This window comes from Luteimonas sp. Soil_C_5 (assembly GCF_057656615.1).
In genome coordinates this window covers 518,088-535,368 of sequence record NZ_JBDGKA010000004.1, presented here as the reverse complement: position 1 = coordinate 535,368, position 17,281 = coordinate 518,088, and the positions used below count along the sequence as shown (strand labels likewise).

Here is a 17,281-nt window from a genome sequence, read left to right as displayed (position 1 = left end):
CCGCCCATGACCGACGCCCTGATCATTGCCTGCCCGGCCTGCCACACCCGCAACCGCGTGCCGCGGGACAGGCTGGATGCGTCGCCGATCTGCGGGCGATGCCGCGCCGGGGTCGTCCCGGGCGTTCCCTTCGCGTTGGACGCAGGCAGTTTCGACGTGCATGCGCTGCGCGCGGATCTGCCGCTGCTGGTGGATTTCTGGGCGCCGTGGTGTGGCCCCTGCCGCACGATGGCGCCGGCCTTCGAAGCGGCCGCCCGCCAGCTGGCGCCGGCCGTGGCGCTGGCCAAGGTCGACACCGAGGCCGAACCGGTGCTGGGTGGGCGCTTCGGTATCCGCAGCATTCCGACCCTCGTGCTGTTCGCGGGCGGACGCGAGATCGCACGCCAGTCCGGGGCCTTGCCGGCGCAGGCGATTGTGCAATGGACGCACGCGCAGCTGTAATCGCGCTCTGCCGTCCGATGACGGCAGGCGAGCGGAGGCGGTCGGACATCGCTCGAAGCGGCCACGCGATCTTCGTGTCGCGGTCGTTCCATGCTGTTGCCGCGGCGCGCGGGCCGCGCCTCATGCAGTGCGCGGCACGGCGGCGGGACCGGCGCGCGCCACGCGGGTGACGCAGGGCGCTCCGGACGGGCCGCTACAATGACCGGCTTTCCGCCACGGCCTGTTCCGATGCCCTATACCCCGATCGTCGCGACCCTCGGCTACGTGCTCTCGCCCGACCGCCGCCAGGTGCTGATGATCCATCGCAACGCACGGCCCGGCGATCACCATCTCGGCAAGTACAACGGTCTCGGCGGCAAGGTCGAGCCGGACGAGGACGTCGTCGCCGGCATGCGCCGCGAGATCATGGAAGAGGCCGGCATCACCTGCGAGGCGATGACGCTGCGCGGCACGATCAGCTGGCCCGGGTTCGGCAAGCATGGCGAGGACTGGCTGGGCTTCCTGTTCGTCATCGAGGCGTTCGAGGGCACGCCGATGACCGCGAATCCGGAAGGCACGCTGGAATGGGTCGATGTCGACCGCATCCTCGACCTGCCGCTCTGGGAGGGCGACCGCCAGTTCCTCCCGCTGGTGTTCGACACCGACCCGCGGGCGTTCCACGGTGTCATGCCGTATCGCGACGGGCGCATGCAGTCCTGGTCGTTCTCGCGGTTGTAGGCCGAGGCTGCGCCTGCAGAATCCGGCGCAGGTCGAACATCCGATTGGGCAACGAGCGCGCCATGCGGGCGCGCGCTTGCGCGCGAAGACGTGTCCGCGATGTCCGCAGGCTCTGATGGCGCAATGACATGGTGTCTGTCAGGCCCGCCCCACGTTGAACGCCGACCGGGCACCGCTCTGACGCCAACGCGGCCGGGTGTATGCTCCGCCGCCATCGCGCTCCGCAATCGTGCGGCGTGCAGGCGAGGGGGTCGCATGGCGCTGTCGTCCCGTCGTTCGCTGCAGGCGCTGGCTGCCCGCGTGCTCGCGCACGCCGATGCACTGCGCCGGATCGCGATCGTCGTCGGCGTGCTGGCGATCGGCACCCTGCTGGTATTCGCGCTGCGCGGCTTCTGGCACGAACTGCGCTACGACGACATCGTCGCCGCGATCGAGGCCACGCCCGGCGCGCGGATCGCGCTCGCGGTACTCGCGACCGCCGTGAGCTTTGCCGCGCTCGGCGGTTACGACGCCAGTTCGCTGCGCTACGTCGGCGCCCGCGTGCCGCCGCGCACGATCGCCAAGACCGCCTTCGTCGCCTATGCGCTGAGCAACACCATCGGGCTCGGCGTGTTCACCGGCGGCGCGGTGCGGATGCGGCTCTACGGCGCGGCGGGCGTGGAGCCGGCCGATGTCTCGCGGGCGACCGTCTTCAACGCGCTGGTGTTCGGGCTCGGTGCCTGCGCGGTCGGCGGCGCAGGTCTGTGGTGGGACGCCGACGCACTTGCGCCGCTGCTGCGTCTTCCGGCCTGGGCGGTCGCTGTTTGTGGCGCGTCGGCGTTGGCCGCGGTGCTGCTGGTGCTGGCGCTGTGCCACGTGCGCGATCGCATCGGCCGCGTGCGGTTGACGTCGCCGCGACTCGCATGGACGCAGCTGGCGCTGTCGGTGCTCGACATCACCGCGGCGGCTGCGGTGCTGTGGCTGCTGCTGCCCGAAGGCGCGGTCGGATTCGCGACCTTCCTCGGGTTCTATGCGGCGGCCGTCGTCATCGGTGTCATCAGCCATGTTCCCGGTGGGCTGGGCGTGTTCGAGGCGGTGATGCTGGTCGCGCTCGGCAGCAGCGTGCCGGCCGGCGAACTGGCCGGCGCGCTGGTGCTGTACCGCCTCGTCTATTACGTGTTGCCGCTGCTGATCGCGCTGGGCGTGCTGATCGTCCACGAGACCGGACAGCTGGCGAATCCGGCGCGGCGTTTCCTGTCCGGGCTGGCGCCGCGTGTCCTCGCCGCCGCCACCCTGGTCGCGGCGGTGATGCTGCTGGTCTCGGGCGCGACGCCGGCGACCGGCCGCGCCTTGCAGACCCTGCAGGTGCTGCCGCTGCCGCTGGTCGAGGCCGCGCATTTCCTCAGTTCGATCATCGGCGTGCTGCTGCTGTTCGTTGCGCGCGCCTTGCTGCGTCGGCTCGATGCGGCGTGGTGGGCGGCCGTCCTGCTGGTGGCCCTCGCGCTGCTGTTCGCCTTGCCCAAGGGACTGGCGCTGACCGAAGCCGTCGTGTTGTCAGCGCTGCTGGTCGCGCTGCTCGCGTCGCGGCGCTCGTTCAAGCGCCGGGCCTCGCTGCTGGCGGTGCCGTTCACCGGTGGCTGGCTGCTGGCGATGGCGGTGATCTGCATCGTGGTGACCGGGCTGCTGTTTTTCGCCTATCGCGATGTCGCCTATGGCCATCAGCTGTGGTGGCAGTTCGCGGTGTCGGGCGAGGCGCCACGCTCGCTGCGCGCGATGGTCGCGGTCGCGGTGGTCGCGCTGGTGCTGGCGCTGCGCCAGCTGGTACGGCCGGGCATGCCAGCGCCGCCGCTGCCTGATGCCGCGCAACTCTCGCAGGCGCAGACGATCCTGCGCACGCAGTCGCAAGCCGATGCAGGCCTGGTGCTGACCGGCGACAAGCATCTGCTGTTCTCGGACGCCGGCGATGCCTTCCTGATGTATGGCCGGCAGGGTCGCTCGTGGATCGCGCTGTTCGATCCGGTGGGCCCGCGCGAATCCTGGCCGGAACTGGTCTGGCGCTTTCTCGAACACGCCCGCGATGCCGGCGCGCGCGGCTGTTTCTATCAGGTTGGCCAGGACGCGCTGCCGCTGTATCTCGATGCCGGCCTACGGCTGTTCAAGCTCGGTGAGTACGCGAGCGTGCCGCTGGCTGGTTTCTCGCTGCAGGGCAAACGCCGCGGCAATCTGCGCACTGCGGTGAACCGGGCGGAGCGGGAAGGACTGACCTTTGCGATCATCGACGTCGCCGACGTGCCGGCCGCGGTGTCGGCTTTGCGTGTGGTGTCCGATGCCTGGCTCGGCGAGCATCGCGCTGCAGAGAAACGCTTCTCGATCGGCGCGTTCGATCCCGACTACATCGCGCGCAATCCGGTCGCGGTGGTGCGTGATGGCGCGCGGATCGTCGCGTTCGCGAGCCTGCTCGTCGCCGGTGAGCCCGCAAGTGGCGAGGCGGAAGCCAGCATCGATCTGATGCGGCATCTGCCCGATGCGCCGCCCGGCGCGATGGATTTCCTGTTCGCACGTCTGCTGCAGCACCTCTCCGATGCGGGCTATGTGCAGTTCGGTCTCGGCATGGCACCGCTGTCGGGCATGGCCGCGCATGCGCTCGCACCGAACTGGCATCGCATGGGTCGGCTGCTGTTCGCGCGCGGCGAGCAGTTCTACAACTTCCGCGGCCTGCGCGCGTTCAAGGACAAGTTCGATCCGCAGTGGGATGCGCGCTACCTGGCCACGCCCGGCGGCGTTGCCCCTTTGCTGGTGCTGGCCGATGCCGCGGCGCTGATCGCCGGTGGCTATCGTGGAGTGCTGTCGAAATGAGACCGCTGTGGATCTGCGTGTTCGCACTGGTGTGCGCGTTGCCTGCGGCCGCGCAGGAACGCGTGAGCCACGGCTTCTTCCATGACGTGACGCTGACGCGTCCGGCGCAGCCGGCCACGCACACCGTGCTGCTGCTCGGCACGGGCGACGACACCGCGACCGTGGCCGAGCTCGCGCGCGACGGTGCGCTGGTCGCCGCGATCGACGTGGCGCGCCTGCAGGCCGCATTCGCCAAAGACGCCGGTCCCTGCGCGTTCCCCGATGGCGATCTCGAGAATCTCTCGCACTGGCTGCAGGGCTACGCGCGGCTGCCGGACTACCGGCCCCCGGTGTTGGTCGGGCAGGGCAATGGCGCTGCGATCGCCTATGCGATGGCTGCGCAGGCCGATCGCGGTGTGTTCGCCGGTGTGATCACGCGCGGCGCGCTGCCGCCGCTCGCGCTCGGCAAGCCGCCGTGCAAGGGCGCGGGCACGCTGTTCGTGGCGTCGACGCCGGTGCCGAAGACGGTAGCGCTGCAGGCGGTTTCCAAGTTGGCAACGCCGTGGCTGGCGCTTGGCGATGCGCGCGAACTGACGGAATTGCAGGCGTTCGCCGCCGCCATCAACGGCGCCGCGGTGCGTGCGCACGGCAACGCACTGCCGGCGCTGGCCGCTGCCGTGCGCGCATTCACCACGGCATCAGCACGTACGCAGCCCGCGCCACCGCCAGCCGACGTGCGTGATCTGCCGCTGGTCGAAGTGCCCGCAACCGGCACCGCGCAGCCGGTGTTCGCCGTACTGCTCAGCGGCGACGGGGGCTGGGCAGGCCTCGATGCCGAAGTCGCTACCGCGCTCGCCGCGCGCGGTATTCCGGTCGTCGGCTTCGATTCGCTGCGCTATTTCTGGTCCGCGCGGACACCCGATGGGCTCGCCCGCGATCTGGACCGCGTGGTGCGTGTGTATGCCGCGCGCTGGCAGCGCCCGCAGGTACTGCTGATCGGCTACTCGCAGGGTGCCGACGTGCTGCCGTTCGCGGTCAATCGTCTGCCGGCCTCGACGCGCGCGACCGTCGCGCACACGGTGCTGATGGGGCTTGGCAAGCGCGCATCGTTCGAGTTCCACGTCGGCAACTGGCTGTCGGCCGGCGACGACGATGCGCTGGAGATCGCACCGGAAGTGCTGCGTCTGTCGGCCGAGCACACGCTGTGTATCGAAGGCGAGGGCGACAGCGACGCGACCTGCGCAGCGTTGCCGCCGGGCCACGTCACCGTGCGCACGCTGCCCGGTGGTCACCACTTCGGTGGTGACTACACGCGGCTCGCCGATCTGATCCTGTCCAGCACGGTCAACGCACCGCGCTGAGCAGTCAGACCTGGCGGCGCATCACCGCGCCGCCTGCGACGGTGCCAGTGCGATCAGCAGTCCACGCGCAGCCTGGATACGCGTCTCGGCGTCCGGCAGCTCGAGGGTGATGCGCAGTTTGTCGGGCCCATCCATCTTGTAATGCTTGGGCTGGCCCTGGATCAGGCGGATCACCGCCATCGGATCGACCTTCGGCTTCTCGACGAACTGCACGCGGCCGCCCTTGTCGCCGAGATCGAGCTTGCGCAGGCCGAGCGCGGTCGCCTGCAGCTTGAGGTCGGCGATCTGGAACAGATGCTTGGCAGGATCGGGCAGCAGGCCGAAACGGTCGATCATCTCGACCTGAAGTTCGCGCAGCTTGTCGATGTCGCGCGCACTGCTGATGCGCTTGTAGAGCATCAGGCGCGTGTGCACGTCGGGCAGATAGTCATCGGGAATCAGCGCGGGCACATGCAGTTCGATGTCGGCGCCGCGCGCATCCACGTCGTCGGCGTCGGGCAGCTTGCCCTGCTTGATGCTGCGCACCGCGCGTTCCAGCAGCTCGGTGTAGAGGCTGAAACCGACCTCGGCCATCTGCCCGCTCTGGCCTTCGCCCAGCAGTTCGCCGGCGCCGCGGATTTCCAGATCGTGGGTCGACAGGGTGAAGCCGGCGCCGAGTTCGTCCATCGACGCGATCGCTTCCAGTCGCTTCTTCGCATCGCTGCTGATCGAGCGCTGGTCGGGAATCACCAGATACGCATAGGCGCGATGGTGTGAACGACCGACGCGGCCACGCAGCTGATGCAGCTGGGCAAGACCGAACTTGTCGGCGCGATTGATGATGATCGTGTTGGCGTTGGGAATATCGATGCCCGACTCGATGATCGTCGAACACAGCAGCACGTTGAAGCGCTGCTTGTTGAAATCCAGCATCACCTTTTCGAGCTCGCGCTCGGGCATCTGGCCGTGGGCGATGCCGATGCGCGCCTCGGGCACGAGTTCTTCCAGCTCGCGCTGCATGCGGCCGATGCTCTCGACATCGTTGTGCAGGAAATACACCTGGCCGCCGCGGCTGAGTTCGCGCTGGAAGGCTTCGCGCAGCTGCGCGTCATCCCACGGCACCACGAAGGTCTGCACCGCGAGGCGATGCGCCGGCGGGGTCGCGATGATCGACAGATCGCGCAGGCCGGCCATCGCCATGTTGAGCGTGCGCGGGATCGGGGTGGCGGTGAGCGTGAGCAGATGTACGTTCGCGCGCAGCGCTTTCAGTGCTTCCTTCTGGCGCACGCCGAAGCGCTGTTCCTCGTCGACGATGACCAGACCCAGATCCTTGAACTTCACGTCCGGCTGCAGCAGCCGGTGCGTGCCGACGATGACGTCCAGCGTGCCATCGGTGATCTTGCCGATCTCGGTCTTGATCTCCTTGGTGCTCTTGAAGCGCGACAGCACTTCGACGCGGATCGGCCAGTCGGCGAAACGGTCGGCCATCGTGCGGTAGTGCTGTTCGGCGAGCAGGGTGGTTGGCACCAGCACCGCGACCTGCTTGCCGGCCGCGGCGGCGACGAAGGCCGCGCGCACCGCGACTTCGGTCTTGCCGAAGCCCACGTCGCCGCAGACCACGCGGTCCATCGGCTGGCTGGAGCCGAGGTCGCGGATCATCGCTTCGATCGCCGCGTGCTGGTCCGGCGTTTCCTCGAACGGGAACGCGGCCGCGAACGGCTCGTACATCGTGCGGTCGACTTCCAGCGCCAAGCCGGCGCGCGCCTGGCGTTTGGCCTGGATTTCCAGCAGTTCGGCGGCGACATCGCGCACCTTGTCGGCGGCCTTCTTGCGCGCCTTGGTCCAGGCCTCGCCGCCGAGCGAATGCAGCGGCGCGGTTTCCGGCGATGCGCCCGAGTAGCGGTTGACCAGATGCAGCTGCGACACCGGCACGTAGAGGCGATCGCCCTTGGCGTATTCGATGTCGAGGTATTCGCCCGGCTGGCCGCCGGCTTCGAGCACGACGAGCCCGCGATAGCGGCCGACACCGTGATCCTCGTGGACGATCGGCGAACCTTCGCTCAGTTCGCCGAGGTCGCGGATGATGCTTTCAGGATCGCGCGCGGCCCGCTTGCGACGACGCGGCTGCGCGGCGCGTTCGGGGAACAGCTGCCGCTCGGTCAGCACCGTCAGCTGCGGCGCATCGAGGGCGAAGCCGTTGTCGAGTGGCGCGATCGCGACGGCGAACTTCGTGTCCGTATCCGCGATGAAGCCCGGGAAGTCCTGCAGCACCGAAGGCCGCAGCTTGCCCGCGTGCAGGATTTCCAGCAGTGCTTCGCGGCGACCGGCCGAATCGGCGGCGATCAGCACGCGGCCCGGATAGCTGCCGAGGAAGGTCACCAGCGCATCGGCGGGCGTGTGGTCGCGTGCGGCCAGCGGCAGATCGGGGGCCGGCTGGTCGCCGAGCGCGGACGCCTGCGCGTGGCGCGGATGTTCGGCATCGCAGACTTCGACGCGCGCGCCCTGGTTGAGCCGCTCGCGCAGCGCGTCCGGGGTGAGCCACAGCTCGGCGGGCGGCAGCAGCGGTCGTTCTATGTCGTGACGCAGCTGGTCGTAGCGGTGCAGCACCTGCTGCGTCCAGAAATGGTCGCTGGCCGGCGATGCGCCGGTATCGATGACCGGCAGCGTGTTCGCCGGCAGGTAATCGAACAGCGTCGCTGTCGACAGCGGCGCCTCGCCCTTGTCGAGCAGCGTGCGTCGCGGCGCTTCGAAGAACAGCGGCAGGTAGTACTCGATGCCGGCCGGCGCGGCGCCGGCCTTGAGGTCCTGGTACAGACCGCTGCGGCGGGTGTCGATGTCGAAACGCTCGCGCAGCGTGTCCATCGCGCGCGCCGTCGCGGCATCGTCCAGCGGGACTTCGCGGCCGGGCAGCATGCGCAGCGCGGCGATCTTGTCGAGCGAACGCTGCGACTCGGGATCGAAGGCGCGGATGGTTTCGATCGCGTCGTCGAACAGCTCGATGCGATAGGGCTGGTCGGCGCCCATCGGATAGACGTCGAGCAGGCCGCCGCGCACGGCGAAATCGCCCGGGTCATGGACCTGCGGCACGTGGGCGTAGCCGGCGCTTTCGAGCCGGCGCTTCTCGGCGTCGAGATCCAGCTTCTGGCCGACATCCAGGTCGAAGCTCGCGCCGGACACATGCCGGACCGGTGCCAGCCGCTGCATCAGCGTCTGTACCGGCACCACGACGATGCCGTGCTTCAGCGACGGCAACCGGTGCAGGGCGGCGAGGCGCTGGGAGACGATGTCCGGGTGCGGGCTGAAACGGTCGTAGGGCAGGGTTTCCCAGTCCGGGAACGGCACCACCGGCAGATCGTGATCCTCGCCGCCCAGCGTGCGCAGATCGTGTTCGAGCTGCTGCGCACCGTGATTGTCGCGGGCGACCAGCAGCAGCGGGCCATCGTGTGCCCGCGCCGCCTGCAGCACCGCCCACGCCAGTGCACTTCGACTGGCGGGTGCACGCCACCAGGCGCGCGAATGACCGGCGGTGGGCAGGGGAGGCGAAGCTGTGACGGCGTGCGGCATGGAGAGATCCGGATGGCGGAACACAAAACAACGGCAGCGCCGAAAGCCAAATGGCCGGCGCGAATCAGGGGTGAAGTCTAGACGAGCGCGTCGCAGGAACTGCGACAGTGCAAGCGGAACCGCGCCGGCGAGCGGCGCGGCGGCATCGGGACGATCAGCCCAGGGGCACGCTGGCCGTGGGTTCTGCGGCAGCCCGCTTCAGGTCGAGCGACACCCGGACCATGCCGGGCGCTTCCACTTCCTCGCGCTGGAAGCCGAGCGACTTGGCCAGGGCCAGCATCGGCTCGTTCTCCTCCAGTACGTCGCCATACAGGCGATCCAGGCGCTTGCCTTTGGCCCAGCGCACCAGCCGGCGCATCAGATGGCGCCCCAGTCCCATGCCGGCCACGTAGTGGCTGACCAGGATGTGGAACTCGGCGTGGCGGGTGCCCGGCAGCACCGCGGCGCGTGAGACGGCGCCCACCAGGGCTTCGCCCGGGGTGATGGGCTCGGCGGCTACCAGTACGAATTCCGACTTGGGATTGGGCTGGGTCAGGCGACTCGCCGTCTCCGGCGACAGTTCGGTCTTCGCATACAGGAAGCGCTGTCGGACCTCGTCCGGCTCCAGCAGCGCGAACGCCGCGCGGAGCGGCTCGGCATCGGCCGGTCGGATGGGACGGATCAGCACCTGGCGGCCGTTGGCGAGGCGGATTTCCTCATGCCACGGGGGAAGACGGTTACGGGCGGTCATCGATGAGGGACGCTTGGGCGGGTGACGGGACCTTAACCGGTGCCTCGATTCAGGCATCGTGAAGACCTGAACACGCGCCGCCGCCGGATGTGCAGCGCTGACCTGTCAGGCGGGCTCCCGCAGCCAGTGCAGACGGCTCTCGCCGCGACCGTTCTCACCCAGGCGCAGGCGCAATTCCTCCAGAACCGGGGCCAGTGTGGTCGCCAGTTGCCAGGGCGGATCGAGCAGCAGCAGGCCGCTGCCATTCATGCGCAGCGGCGAGTCGTCCGGCCGCACCAGCAGCTCGACCAGCAGCGTCGAGCGCGTCGGCAGCTTGCCGGCCGAGCGCAGGAAGGAGAACAGCGTGCGCCGCTGTTTGATCGGGTACCACAGCATCTGGATGCCCTGCGGCCAACGGGCCATGGCGTCACGCATCGCCGTGAGCGCGGTGTCGAACTCGGCCGCCTGCGCCTCGTACGGCGGATCGATCAGGATCAGCCCACGGTTGAGGCGCTGGGTCCCGTGGCGCGGCGGCAGCAGGGATTTCATCGCCGCATAGCCGTCGCTGGTGTGGATGGAGACCCGTGGGTCGGTGCCCACCGCGCGGCGCAGCGCGCCTGCCGCACCGGACTCGATCTCGCAGCAGGCGATGCGGTCCTGTTCGCGCAGCGCATGCGTCAGCAGCCAGGGCGAGCCGGGATAGGCATCGGCGCCGTGGACGGCCCGGCACGCCGCCACTGCGGCGAGATAACGCGCCACCGGCGCCTGTTTCGGCGCGGTGGTGAGCAGCAGGCTGATGCCGTCGTCGGCCTCGGCCGTGCGCCGCGCCCGCTCCTCGCGCAGCCGGTAGACGCCGCCGCCGGCATGGGTGTCCAGCGCGAAACACGGCGCCGGCTTGGCCGTCAGCGCATCGCACACGGCGAGCAGCACGATGTGCTTGAGGACGTCGGCATGGTTGCCGGCGTGGAAGGCGTGTTGGTAATTCATCGCGACAGCGTACCCGGGACCGCAAGCGGACTGACGGTTCGTTGCGAAAGCGCCTGCCGCGCAGCGATGCGATGGCCTACACCGGGGTGTGGCCCCCGGCGACTTCGCGGACGAGGCGGCAAGGCTACGGTTCCAGACGGGCGGGAACCGGCCCACCAGCGATTCCGGTGCGCAGGCACCGTTCGCACCCACGCCAAGGAGGACGCAATGAAATGGACTGCGATGGGAATCGCATGTGCAATGGGAATCGGACTGGGCAGTGTCGCCAGCGCACAGGATGCCTCGGGGGCCGACGTGGACACGCGCGCGTACGAAGCGGGGTCCGGTGCGCAGCCGCCCGTGATCGAAGCCCCGGTGACGCCAGGCGACATCGGGCAGTGCGCGAACATCAAACCCCGCTTTCTCAGAGGGCCGCTTTTCGCAACGCAGCGTCGGCTGACACGGAACGACATCATGCAGTCCTTTGTCGGCGAGCCGGCTCCGGTTCTGGTCAGCCGCTGGGGCGCGCCGACGACGACCTACGACAATCGGGATGGATCGCGGATCCTTACGTGGCGGGACGAGTGGTCGGGCTGTGCGCAGACGGTTCTGATCGACCCGCAGGACATCGTGTCGCGGTGGCGGTACGCGGCATGCGGCTGTCTGCGGCGCGGTGAAGGCCCTCCGAAGGGAACGCCGATTCCCCCCATGACACTGTAGGCCGCCCGGTCCGGTGGGGCCTGCCTGCACGATCGGCACGTGTGGGCGCCTCGTGACCAGCGCATCGCGCAGGTTAGGATTCGGCGACTTCCGACGTCGTGCATTCCATGAGCGCCATCCTGCTGGTCGAGGACGAAATCGCGATCGCCGAGACCGTGGTCTATGCGCTGCAGGCCGACGGCCACACGGTGCGCCACTGTCTCGACGGGCAACAGGCGCGGGCGGCCGTCGTCGACACCGCATTCGATCTGGCGATCCTCGATGTCGGCCTGCCGGATATCAGCGGCTTCGCGCTGTGCGGCGAACTGCGCCGCAAAGCGCCGCTGCCGGTGATCTTCCTGACCGCGCAGGCGGCGGAATCGGAGCGCGTGCTCGGCTTCGATCTCGGTGCCGACGACTACATCGCCAAACCGTTTTCGTTGCGGGAGCTGGTAGCGCGCGTACGTGTGGTCCTGCGTCGCGGCGTGCCCGACACGGCGAAAGGCGAGGCGACGCGCAGCGGTGCGTTCGAGCATGACGCCGAAGGTCGGCGCGTCCGGTATCACGGCCATGCGCTCGATCTCACGCGCTACGAGTACGGCCTGCTGGCCGCACTGCTGGCACGACCAGGCGCGGTGCTGTCGCGCATGCAGCTAATGGAACGGGTCTGGGGTGATGCGCTCGACAGTGGCGACCGCACCGTCGATACCCACGTGAAAACACTGCGGGGCAAGCTGCGCGCGGTCGCGCCCGAGTCCGATCCGCTGCGCACGCATCGCGGCATCGGCTACTCGCTGGATCTCGACTGACGTGCGCATCGGTCTGCGCATCCTGCTGGGCTATTTCCTGATCGTCGCGCTGGCGGCGTTCCTGCTGATGCGCGTCTTCACCCAGGAGATCAAGCCGGGCGTGCGCCAGGCGATGGAAGACACGCTGGCCGACACGGCTAATGTGCTCGCGGAACTGGCGACTGACGATTTCCTCGCCGGTCGCATCGACGACGGCCGCTTCGCCACCCGCGTCCGCGCGCTGCGCGAACGCGACATCGGCGGCAACATCTGGGGCTTCCGCAAGACGCAGGCCGAGTACCGCGTCTACGTGACCGATGCCGACGGCATCGTGGTGTTCGACTCGGCGGGACGCGATCTCGGCCGCGACTATTCGCGCTGGAACGATGTGCTGCTGACCCTGCGCGGCCAGTACGGCGCGCGCTCCACGCGGACCGACCCGGCCGACGACAGCACCTCGGTGATGCATGTCGCCGCGCCGATCCGCGATGGCAACCGTGTGGTCGGCGTGCTGACGGTGGCCAAGCCGAACAGCGCGATCGCGCCCTTCATCGCGCGCAGCGAACGCACGATCCTGCGCTGGGGGTTTCTGCTGCTCGGCACTGCGCTGGCGGTCGGCCTGCTCGCTGCGTGGTGGCTGTCGCGCCAGCTCGGTGGCTTGCGCCGGTACGCAGACACGGTGACCGCCGGCGAGCGCGCGACGCTGCCGGATTCGGCCGGCGAGTTCGCCGATCTGGGCCGCGCGCTGGAAACGATGCGCGAGCGGTTGGAGGGCAAGCAGTACGTCGAGCGCTACGTGCACGCGCTGACCCACGAACTCAAAGCGCCGCTCGCGGCGGTACGCGGCGCCTCGGAGCTGCTCGAATCGCCCTTGCCCGACGCCGATCGCGCGCGCTTCGCGACCAGCGTGCGCGAACAGAGCGAGCGCATGGCGCAGATGATCGACAAGCTGCTGGCGCTGGCGGCGGTCGAGCATCGCCAGCGGATCGAGCAGCCGACCGAGATCGACGTGCGCACCCTGATCGATGCGGCCGTCGCGCCGTTCGCGGATGGCGGCGTGCAGCTGCGGGTGGGCACCGGAGATGCCGAAGGCCTGCGCATCCGCGGCGACGCCTTCCTGCTGCGGCAGCTGCTGTCGAATCTCGTCGACAACGCCTGCGACTTTTCGCCGGCCAACGGCGTGGTCGACGTCACGGCTCGCAAGGACGGCGCGCTGCTGCAAATCGTCGTAGCCGATCGCGGCCCCGGTGTGCCGGACTACGCACTGCCGCGGGTGTTCGAACGCTTCTTTTCGCTGCCGCGGCCCGGCGGGCGCAGCCGCAGCAGTGGTCTGGGGCTGGCCTTCGCGGCCGAGGTCGCGGCGCTGCATGACGGCAGCGTGCGGCTGGAACACCGCGAGGGCGGCGGCACGCGCGCAATCGTCGAGTTGCCGCTGCCGGCCACCGGCTGAGCGCCTGCTCGACGGGTTGCCGCGCTTTCCAACTGGCGCGCGTGCGGTGCCCGGAGGGAATCGCAGGACGACGATTCCTGCCAGCGCTTGCCGCTGGACCGAAGGCTGGACGCCATGGGCGGCCACAATGCTCTCGTGCCTCTGTACGCGTTGCGCTTCCCGCGCGCATCCACAACGCTATCCGGCGGCGCTCGCGACGGACCTGGGGCAGGGTCTCCGACTTCTTCTTCGCTTCACACAGCCGCCCGCGTGCCCCCACGCACGCGGCGCAGTCTGCGCGCACCCAAACACGGAGCGTCGCGATGCGACTGATGCTGAAGATCCTGATCATCGCCGGGCTGAGCCTGGCGATCCTGATACCGCTGGTACTGATCCGCGTCGTGATCCAGGACCGCGAGCAGCACCGCGCGGCTGCCGTCGCGCGCATTGCCTCGAGCGAGGCGGGCGCCCAGACCCTGAGCGCACCGGTGCTCGTCGTGCCCTACACCGAGCGCGTGGAAGTCGAGCAGACCGATGACCGGGGCCGGCCGACCGGCCGCGTCTGGCGCGACCGCGGCGGCGTCTGGACGTTCTTCCCGAAGACGATGGAGATGACCGGCACGATGTCGCCGTACCTGCGCCAGCTCGGCCTGCACGATGTGCGCATGTACGCGCTCGGCGGCCAGTTGTCGGCGGACTTCGACGTGCGGATTCCCGAGGACGCCGATGGCCTGCCGCCGCGAAAGATCGGCACGCCGTGGATCGGCTACACGGTCGCCGACGTGCGCGGTCTCCGTGGCACACCGCGCTTGCGTGTCGACGGCGCCGGCATCGCCCTGCATCAGGGGGCGGGCAGCGATGGCGGCAGCGGTGTGCATGGTTTGCTGGTCCAGCCAGCACTTGCCGGTGCGCCGCTGCGGCTGCGCACGGTGCTGGACTTCGAACTCACCGGCGCCGAGACGCTGGCCGTCGTGCCGCTGGCCGACGAGAACCGGGTGAAGGTGGATTCGGCCTGGCCGCATCCGCAGTTCAACGGCCGCTTCCTGCCGCGGGCCCGGGAGGTGGGCAAGCATGGCTTCCACGCCGAGTGGGCGGTGTCCTCGCTGGCCAGCGATGCGCAGCTGCAGTACCGCAACGGCACGCGCGCCGATGCCGACACCGCCTCGCTGCTGCGCGGGCATGGCAACGCCGGCGTCGACGTGCTCGGCATCTCGCTGGTCGATCCGGTGGACGCCTACACGCGTGCCGACCGCGCCAGCAAATACGGCATCGTCTTCGTGCTGCTGACGTTCACCGCGTTCTTCATGTTCGAGATGCTGCGCGGCCTGCGCATCCACCCGATCCAGTACGGCCTGGTCGGCCTGGCGCTGGCGATCTTCTTCCTGCTGCTGCTCGGCCTGTCGGAGCACATTGCCTTTGACTGGGCGTATCTGGCCGCCAGCGGCGCCTGCATCGGCCTGATCGGCGTGTACCTGAGCGCGGTGCTGCGCAGCCGCGTGCGCGGGCTGGGTTTCGCGGCCGGACTGGGGCTGCTCTACGCTGCGCTCTACGGACTGCTGGTGTCGGAGGACAACGCGCTGGTGCTCGGAGCGGGCCTGCTGTTTGCGATCCTCGCTGCGATCATGCTGGTGACACGTCGGGTCGACTGGTACCAGGTAGCGGCTGCGCCGGCGGCGACACCGCCGCCCTTGCCGCCGCGCTGATCGATCGGGTGGTGCACACATGGCCGCAGGCATGCCTGCGGCCATGCTGCGTCCGGCGTGCATACGAAGTGCCCACCGCACGCATGCGAGACTGCGGCCATGACGTCTTCAGTTCCCACCGTGCGCGTGCTCTCGGGCGATGCGATGCAGCCCTGGCTCGATGCCGTCGCGCAGCTGCGCATGGCGGTCTTCCGTCACTGGCCCTATCTCTACGCGGGCGATGCGGACTACGAGCGCGCGTATCTGGCCGCGTATGCGCGCTCGCCGCGCAGCGTGTTCGTGCTGGCCTTCGATGGCGAGACCGTGGTCGGCGCGTCGACCGGTCTGCCACTGGGCGACGACACCGCTGAATTCCAGGCACCGTTCATCGATCAGGATGTCGCGGTCGACCGCGTGTTCTATTTCGGCGAATCGGTGCTGCTGCCGCAGTGGCGTCGGCACGGCCTCGGCCACCGCTTCTTCGATCTGCGCGAGGCGCACGCACGGGAGCTGGGCGGTTTCGACCTGACCGCGTTCGCGGCTGTCGATCGTGCCGAGGACGATCCGCGTCGACCCGACGACCATCACGACAACGAGGTGTTCTGGCACAAACGCGGCTATGTGCGGCAGCCCGGCATGACCATGCTGCTGCGCTGGGACGAGCGTGATGTCGGCGATGTGGCGCATCCGATGACCTTCTGGACCCGACCTTTGGAGGCCAGCGCATGAGGGTCGCCGCCGCACGCTACGCCATCGGCATGCCGCCGGACTTCGACGCCTTCGCCGCGCACCAGCGCCGCCTGCTCGGCGACGCCGCCGCGCAGGGCGCACAGGTCGCCGTGCTGCCCGAATATCTCGCGCTGGAACTCGCTGCGACCTTCGACGACAGCGTGCGCGGCGACACGCTCGCCTCGCTGGCGGCAGTCCAGCGCTACCGCGACGACTGGCTCTCCCTGTTCGCCGGCCTGGCGCGTGACACCGGCATGTACATCGTCGCCGGCTCGTTCCTTGTCGACATCGGCGGCGGCCGTTACCGCAACCGGAGCGACCTGTTCTCGCCCGACGGCGGACACGGCTGGCAGGACAAGCTGCAGCTCACCGGTTTCGAAAAGAAGACCGGCGTGATCGAACCCGGCGACACGCTGAAGGTCTTTGACCTCGGCGGCGTGCGTGTCGGTATCGCCATCTGTTACGACATCGAATTCCCGCTGCAGGCGCGCACGCAGTGGGAAGCCGGTGCGCGCCTGTTGCTGGTGCCCAGCTGCACCGACACCGCCGCCGGCGCGACCCGCGTGCGTGTCAGCTGCCTGGCCCGTGCGCTGGAGAATCGCTGTTTCGTCGCGCAGTCGGTGACGGCGGGCGACGCGCCGTGGACGCCAATTCTTGACGTCAACACCGGCAGCGCCGGTCTGTTCGCACCGATGGATGTGGGGTTTCCGGCGGACGGCGTGCTGGTCGAGACCGGCGACGCGGATGTCTGGGCGATCGCCGATGTCGATGTCGACGCGTTGGAAGCAGCGCGTGTGGATGCGCAGGTCGACAATGATCGGGACTGGGTGGGGCAGGTGCGGCCTGCGTTGGCGAGAGCGGTGTTGTCGTCGTTTGATTCGACCGCTTAGCACTCGCTCCAGCGCAAATCGCGCGCGAGACCTGCTTCTGATCTTCGGTCAGGCGATGCCACGTCTAGAACACTCGTAGGGCGCCGCACAGGGAGGTGCGGCGTTTTTCGACCGAGCCAGGATGGCGAGTCGGAAAATGCTGGAACGAGCGAATCGCCGGGTGAGCTTCGTCGGGGCTGGCCCTTTTCTTTGGTTCCGTTTCTTTGATTCGCATCTTCGATGCTCCCCCCTTTGGGGCCGGCTGCGCCGTTCGCACTGCGTGCGTGGGGCCAGCAAAAGAAATGAACCCGCTCGCCGCAAGGCGAGTGGAAGCGTTTGATGTTGCTTTGCTCGCTCTTGGGCAGAGACAAGAACAGCAACGTTAAACGCTTTCGTCCGCTGACGCGGCCGAGTTCATTTCTTTTGGTTGACGCCAAAAGAAACGGAACCAAAGAAAAACGTCTCCCCGACACGTCCGAAGCCCGCGGCTTGTAGTGCAGCGGGATTTTCCGACTCGGCATCCTGCCTCGATCG

At 68.9% G+C, this 17,281-nt stretch carries 13 protein-coding genes; 10 read left to right on the top strand and 3 right to left on the bottom strand.

Annotated elements, in window-relative coordinates; genetic code table 11:
• Nucleotides 1-6 precede the first annotated feature (6 nt).
• From trxC to AC3A5K_RS14175, 4 genes are all read left to right on the top strand, one after another.
• On the top strand, nucleotides 7-441 hold the full coding sequence (gene trxC, locus AC3A5K_RS14190; RefSeq protein WP_487618179.1) for a thioredoxin TrxC: 435 nt from the start codon (nucleotides 7-9) through the stop codon (nucleotides 439-441).
• A gap of 228 nt (nucleotides 442-669) precedes the next feature.
• Nucleotides 670-1,158, top strand: a complete 489-nt coding sequence (locus AC3A5K_RS14185; RefSeq protein WP_487618178.1) for an NUDIX hydrolase — start codon at nucleotides 670-672, stop codon at nucleotides 1,156-1,158.
• 255 nt (nucleotides 1,159-1,413) lie between these two features.
• The gene (gene mprF / locus AC3A5K_RS14180) at nucleotides 1,414-3,993 is read left to right on the top strand and encodes a bifunctional lysylphosphatidylglycerol flippase/synthetase MprF (protein ID WP_487618177.1); all 2,580 of its coding nucleotides are present in this window, start codon (nucleotides 1,414-1,416) and stop codon (nucleotides 3,991-3,993) included.
• Nucleotides 3,990-5,333 carry a virulence factor family protein gene (locus tag AC3A5K_RS14175; RefSeq protein ID WP_487618176.1) on the top strand — a complete coding sequence of 448 codons (1,344 nt, stop codon included), beginning with the start codon at nucleotides 3,990-3,992 and terminating at the stop codon, nucleotides 5,331-5,333. Before mprF ends, AC3A5K_RS14175 begins: the two co-directional genes overlap by 4 nt.
• A gap of 21 nt (nucleotides 5,334-5,354) precedes the next feature.
• On the opposite strand, the gene mfd is transcribed toward AC3A5K_RS14175, so the two are convergent.
• The 3 genes from mfd to AC3A5K_RS14160 form a co-directional block, all read right to left on the bottom strand.
• Nucleotides 5,355-8,876 (bottom strand): transcription-repair coupling factor, encoded by a 3,522-nt coding sequence (gene mfd, locus AC3A5K_RS14170; RefSeq protein ID WP_487618175.1) that lies wholly within the window; start codon nucleotides 8,874-8,876, stop codon nucleotides 5,355-5,357.
• Between the two features lie 154 nt (nucleotides 8,877-9,030).
• The gene (locus AC3A5K_RS14165; RefSeq protein WP_487618174.1) at nucleotides 9,031-9,606 is read right to left on the bottom strand and encodes an N-acetyltransferase family protein; all 576 of its coding nucleotides are present in this window, start codon (nucleotides 9,604-9,606) and stop codon (nucleotides 9,031-9,033) included.
• 105 nt (nucleotides 9,607-9,711) lie between these two features.
• Nucleotides 9,712-10,572 (bottom strand): 23S rRNA (adenine(2030)-N(6))-methyltransferase RlmJ, encoded by an 861-nt coding sequence (locus tag AC3A5K_RS14160; RefSeq protein ID WP_487618173.1) that lies wholly within the window; start codon nucleotides 10,570-10,572, stop codon nucleotides 9,712-9,714.
• Between the two features lie 207 nt (nucleotides 10,573-10,779).
• Here AC3A5K_RS14160 and AC3A5K_RS14155 point away from each other — a divergent pair, with 207 nt between their 5' ends.
• The 6 genes from AC3A5K_RS14155 to AC3A5K_RS14130 all read left to right on the top strand — a co-directional run bounded on the left by AC3A5K_RS14155 (nucleotide 10,780) and on the right by AC3A5K_RS14130 (nucleotide 16,768).
• A complete protein-coding gene (locus tag AC3A5K_RS14155; RefSeq protein ID WP_487618172.1) occupies nucleotides 10,780-11,271 on the top strand; it encodes a hypothetical protein in 492 nt (163 codons plus the stop codon).
• Between the two features lie 107 nt (nucleotides 11,272-11,378).
• Entirely contained in the window at nucleotides 11,379-12,059 is a 681-nt protein-coding gene (creB, locus tag AC3A5K_RS14150) for a two-component system response regulator CreB (RefSeq protein ID WP_487618171.1), read from the top strand.
• A 1-nt stretch (nucleotide 12,060) separates the two neighbouring features.
• Entirely contained in the window at nucleotides 12,061-13,488 is a 1,428-nt protein-coding gene (gene creC, locus AC3A5K_RS14145) for a two-component system sensor histidine kinase CreC (RefSeq protein ID WP_487618170.1), read from the top strand.
• Nucleotides 13,489-13,790: 302 nt separating this feature from the next.
• Complete coding sequence (gene creD, locus AC3A5K_RS14140; RefSeq protein WP_487618169.1) at nucleotides 13,791-15,170, top strand: cell envelope integrity protein CreD; 1,380 nt, start codon at nucleotides 13,791-13,793, stop codon at nucleotides 15,168-15,170.
• Nucleotides 15,171-15,269: 99 nt separating this feature from the next.
• Nucleotides 15,270-15,878 (top strand): GNAT family N-acetyltransferase, encoded by a 609-nt coding sequence (locus AC3A5K_RS14135; protein WP_487618168.1) that lies wholly within the window; start codon nucleotides 15,270-15,272, stop codon nucleotides 15,876-15,878.
• The gene (locus AC3A5K_RS14130) at nucleotides 15,875-16,768 is read left to right on the top strand and encodes a carbon-nitrogen hydrolase family protein (RefSeq protein WP_487618167.1); all 894 of its coding nucleotides are present in this window, start codon (nucleotides 15,875-15,877) and stop codon (nucleotides 16,766-16,768) included. The genes AC3A5K_RS14135 and AC3A5K_RS14130 overlap by 4 nt, the downstream gene beginning before the upstream one ends.
• Nucleotides 16,769-17,281 lie beyond the last annotated feature (513 nt).

Bases quoted from the DNA above. Each gene is read 5' to 3' on its own strand.
- trxC (WP_487618179.1), top strand. From the start codon at position 7: ATGACCGACGCCCTGATCATTGCCTGCCCGGCCTGCCACACCCGCAAC.
- AC3A5K_RS14185 (WP_487618178.1), top strand. From the start codon at position 670: ATGCCCTATACCCCGATCGTCGCGACCCTCGGCTACGTGCTCTCGCCC.
- mprF (WP_487618177.1), top strand. From the start codon at position 1,414: ATGGCGCTGTCGTCCCGTCGTTCGCTGCAGGCGCTGGCTGCCCGCGTG.
- AC3A5K_RS14175 (WP_487618176.1), top strand. From the start codon at position 3,990: ATGAGACCGCTGTGGATCTGCGTGTTCGCACTGGTGTGCGCGTTGCCT.
- mfd (WP_487618175.1), bottom strand. From the start codon at position 8,876: ATGCCGCACGCCGTCACAGCTTCGCCTCCCCTGCCCACCGCCGGTCAT.
- AC3A5K_RS14165 (WP_487618174.1), bottom strand. From the start codon at position 9,606: ATGACCGCCCGTAACCGTCTTCCCCCGTGGCATGAGGAAATCCGCCTC.
- AC3A5K_RS14160 (WP_487618173.1), bottom strand. From the start codon at position 10,572: ATGAATTACCAACACGCCTTCCACGCCGGCAACCATGCCGACGTCCTC.
- AC3A5K_RS14155 (WP_487618172.1), top strand. From the start codon at position 10,780: ATGAAATGGACTGCGATGGGAATCGCATGTGCAATGGGAATCGGACTG.
- creB (WP_487618171.1), top strand. From the start codon at position 11,379: ATGAGCGCCATCCTGCTGGTCGAGGACGAAATCGCGATCGCCGAGACC.
- creD (WP_487618169.1), top strand. From the start codon at position 13,791: ATGCGACTGATGCTGAAGATCCTGATCATCGCCGGGCTGAGCCTGGCG.
- AC3A5K_RS14135 (WP_487618168.1), top strand. From the start codon at position 15,270: ATGACGTCTTCAGTTCCCACCGTGCGCGTGCTCTCGGGCGATGCGATG.
- AC3A5K_RS14130 (WP_487618167.1), top strand. From the start codon at position 15,875: ATGAGGGTCGCCGCCGCACGCTACGCCATCGGCATGCCGCCGGACTTC.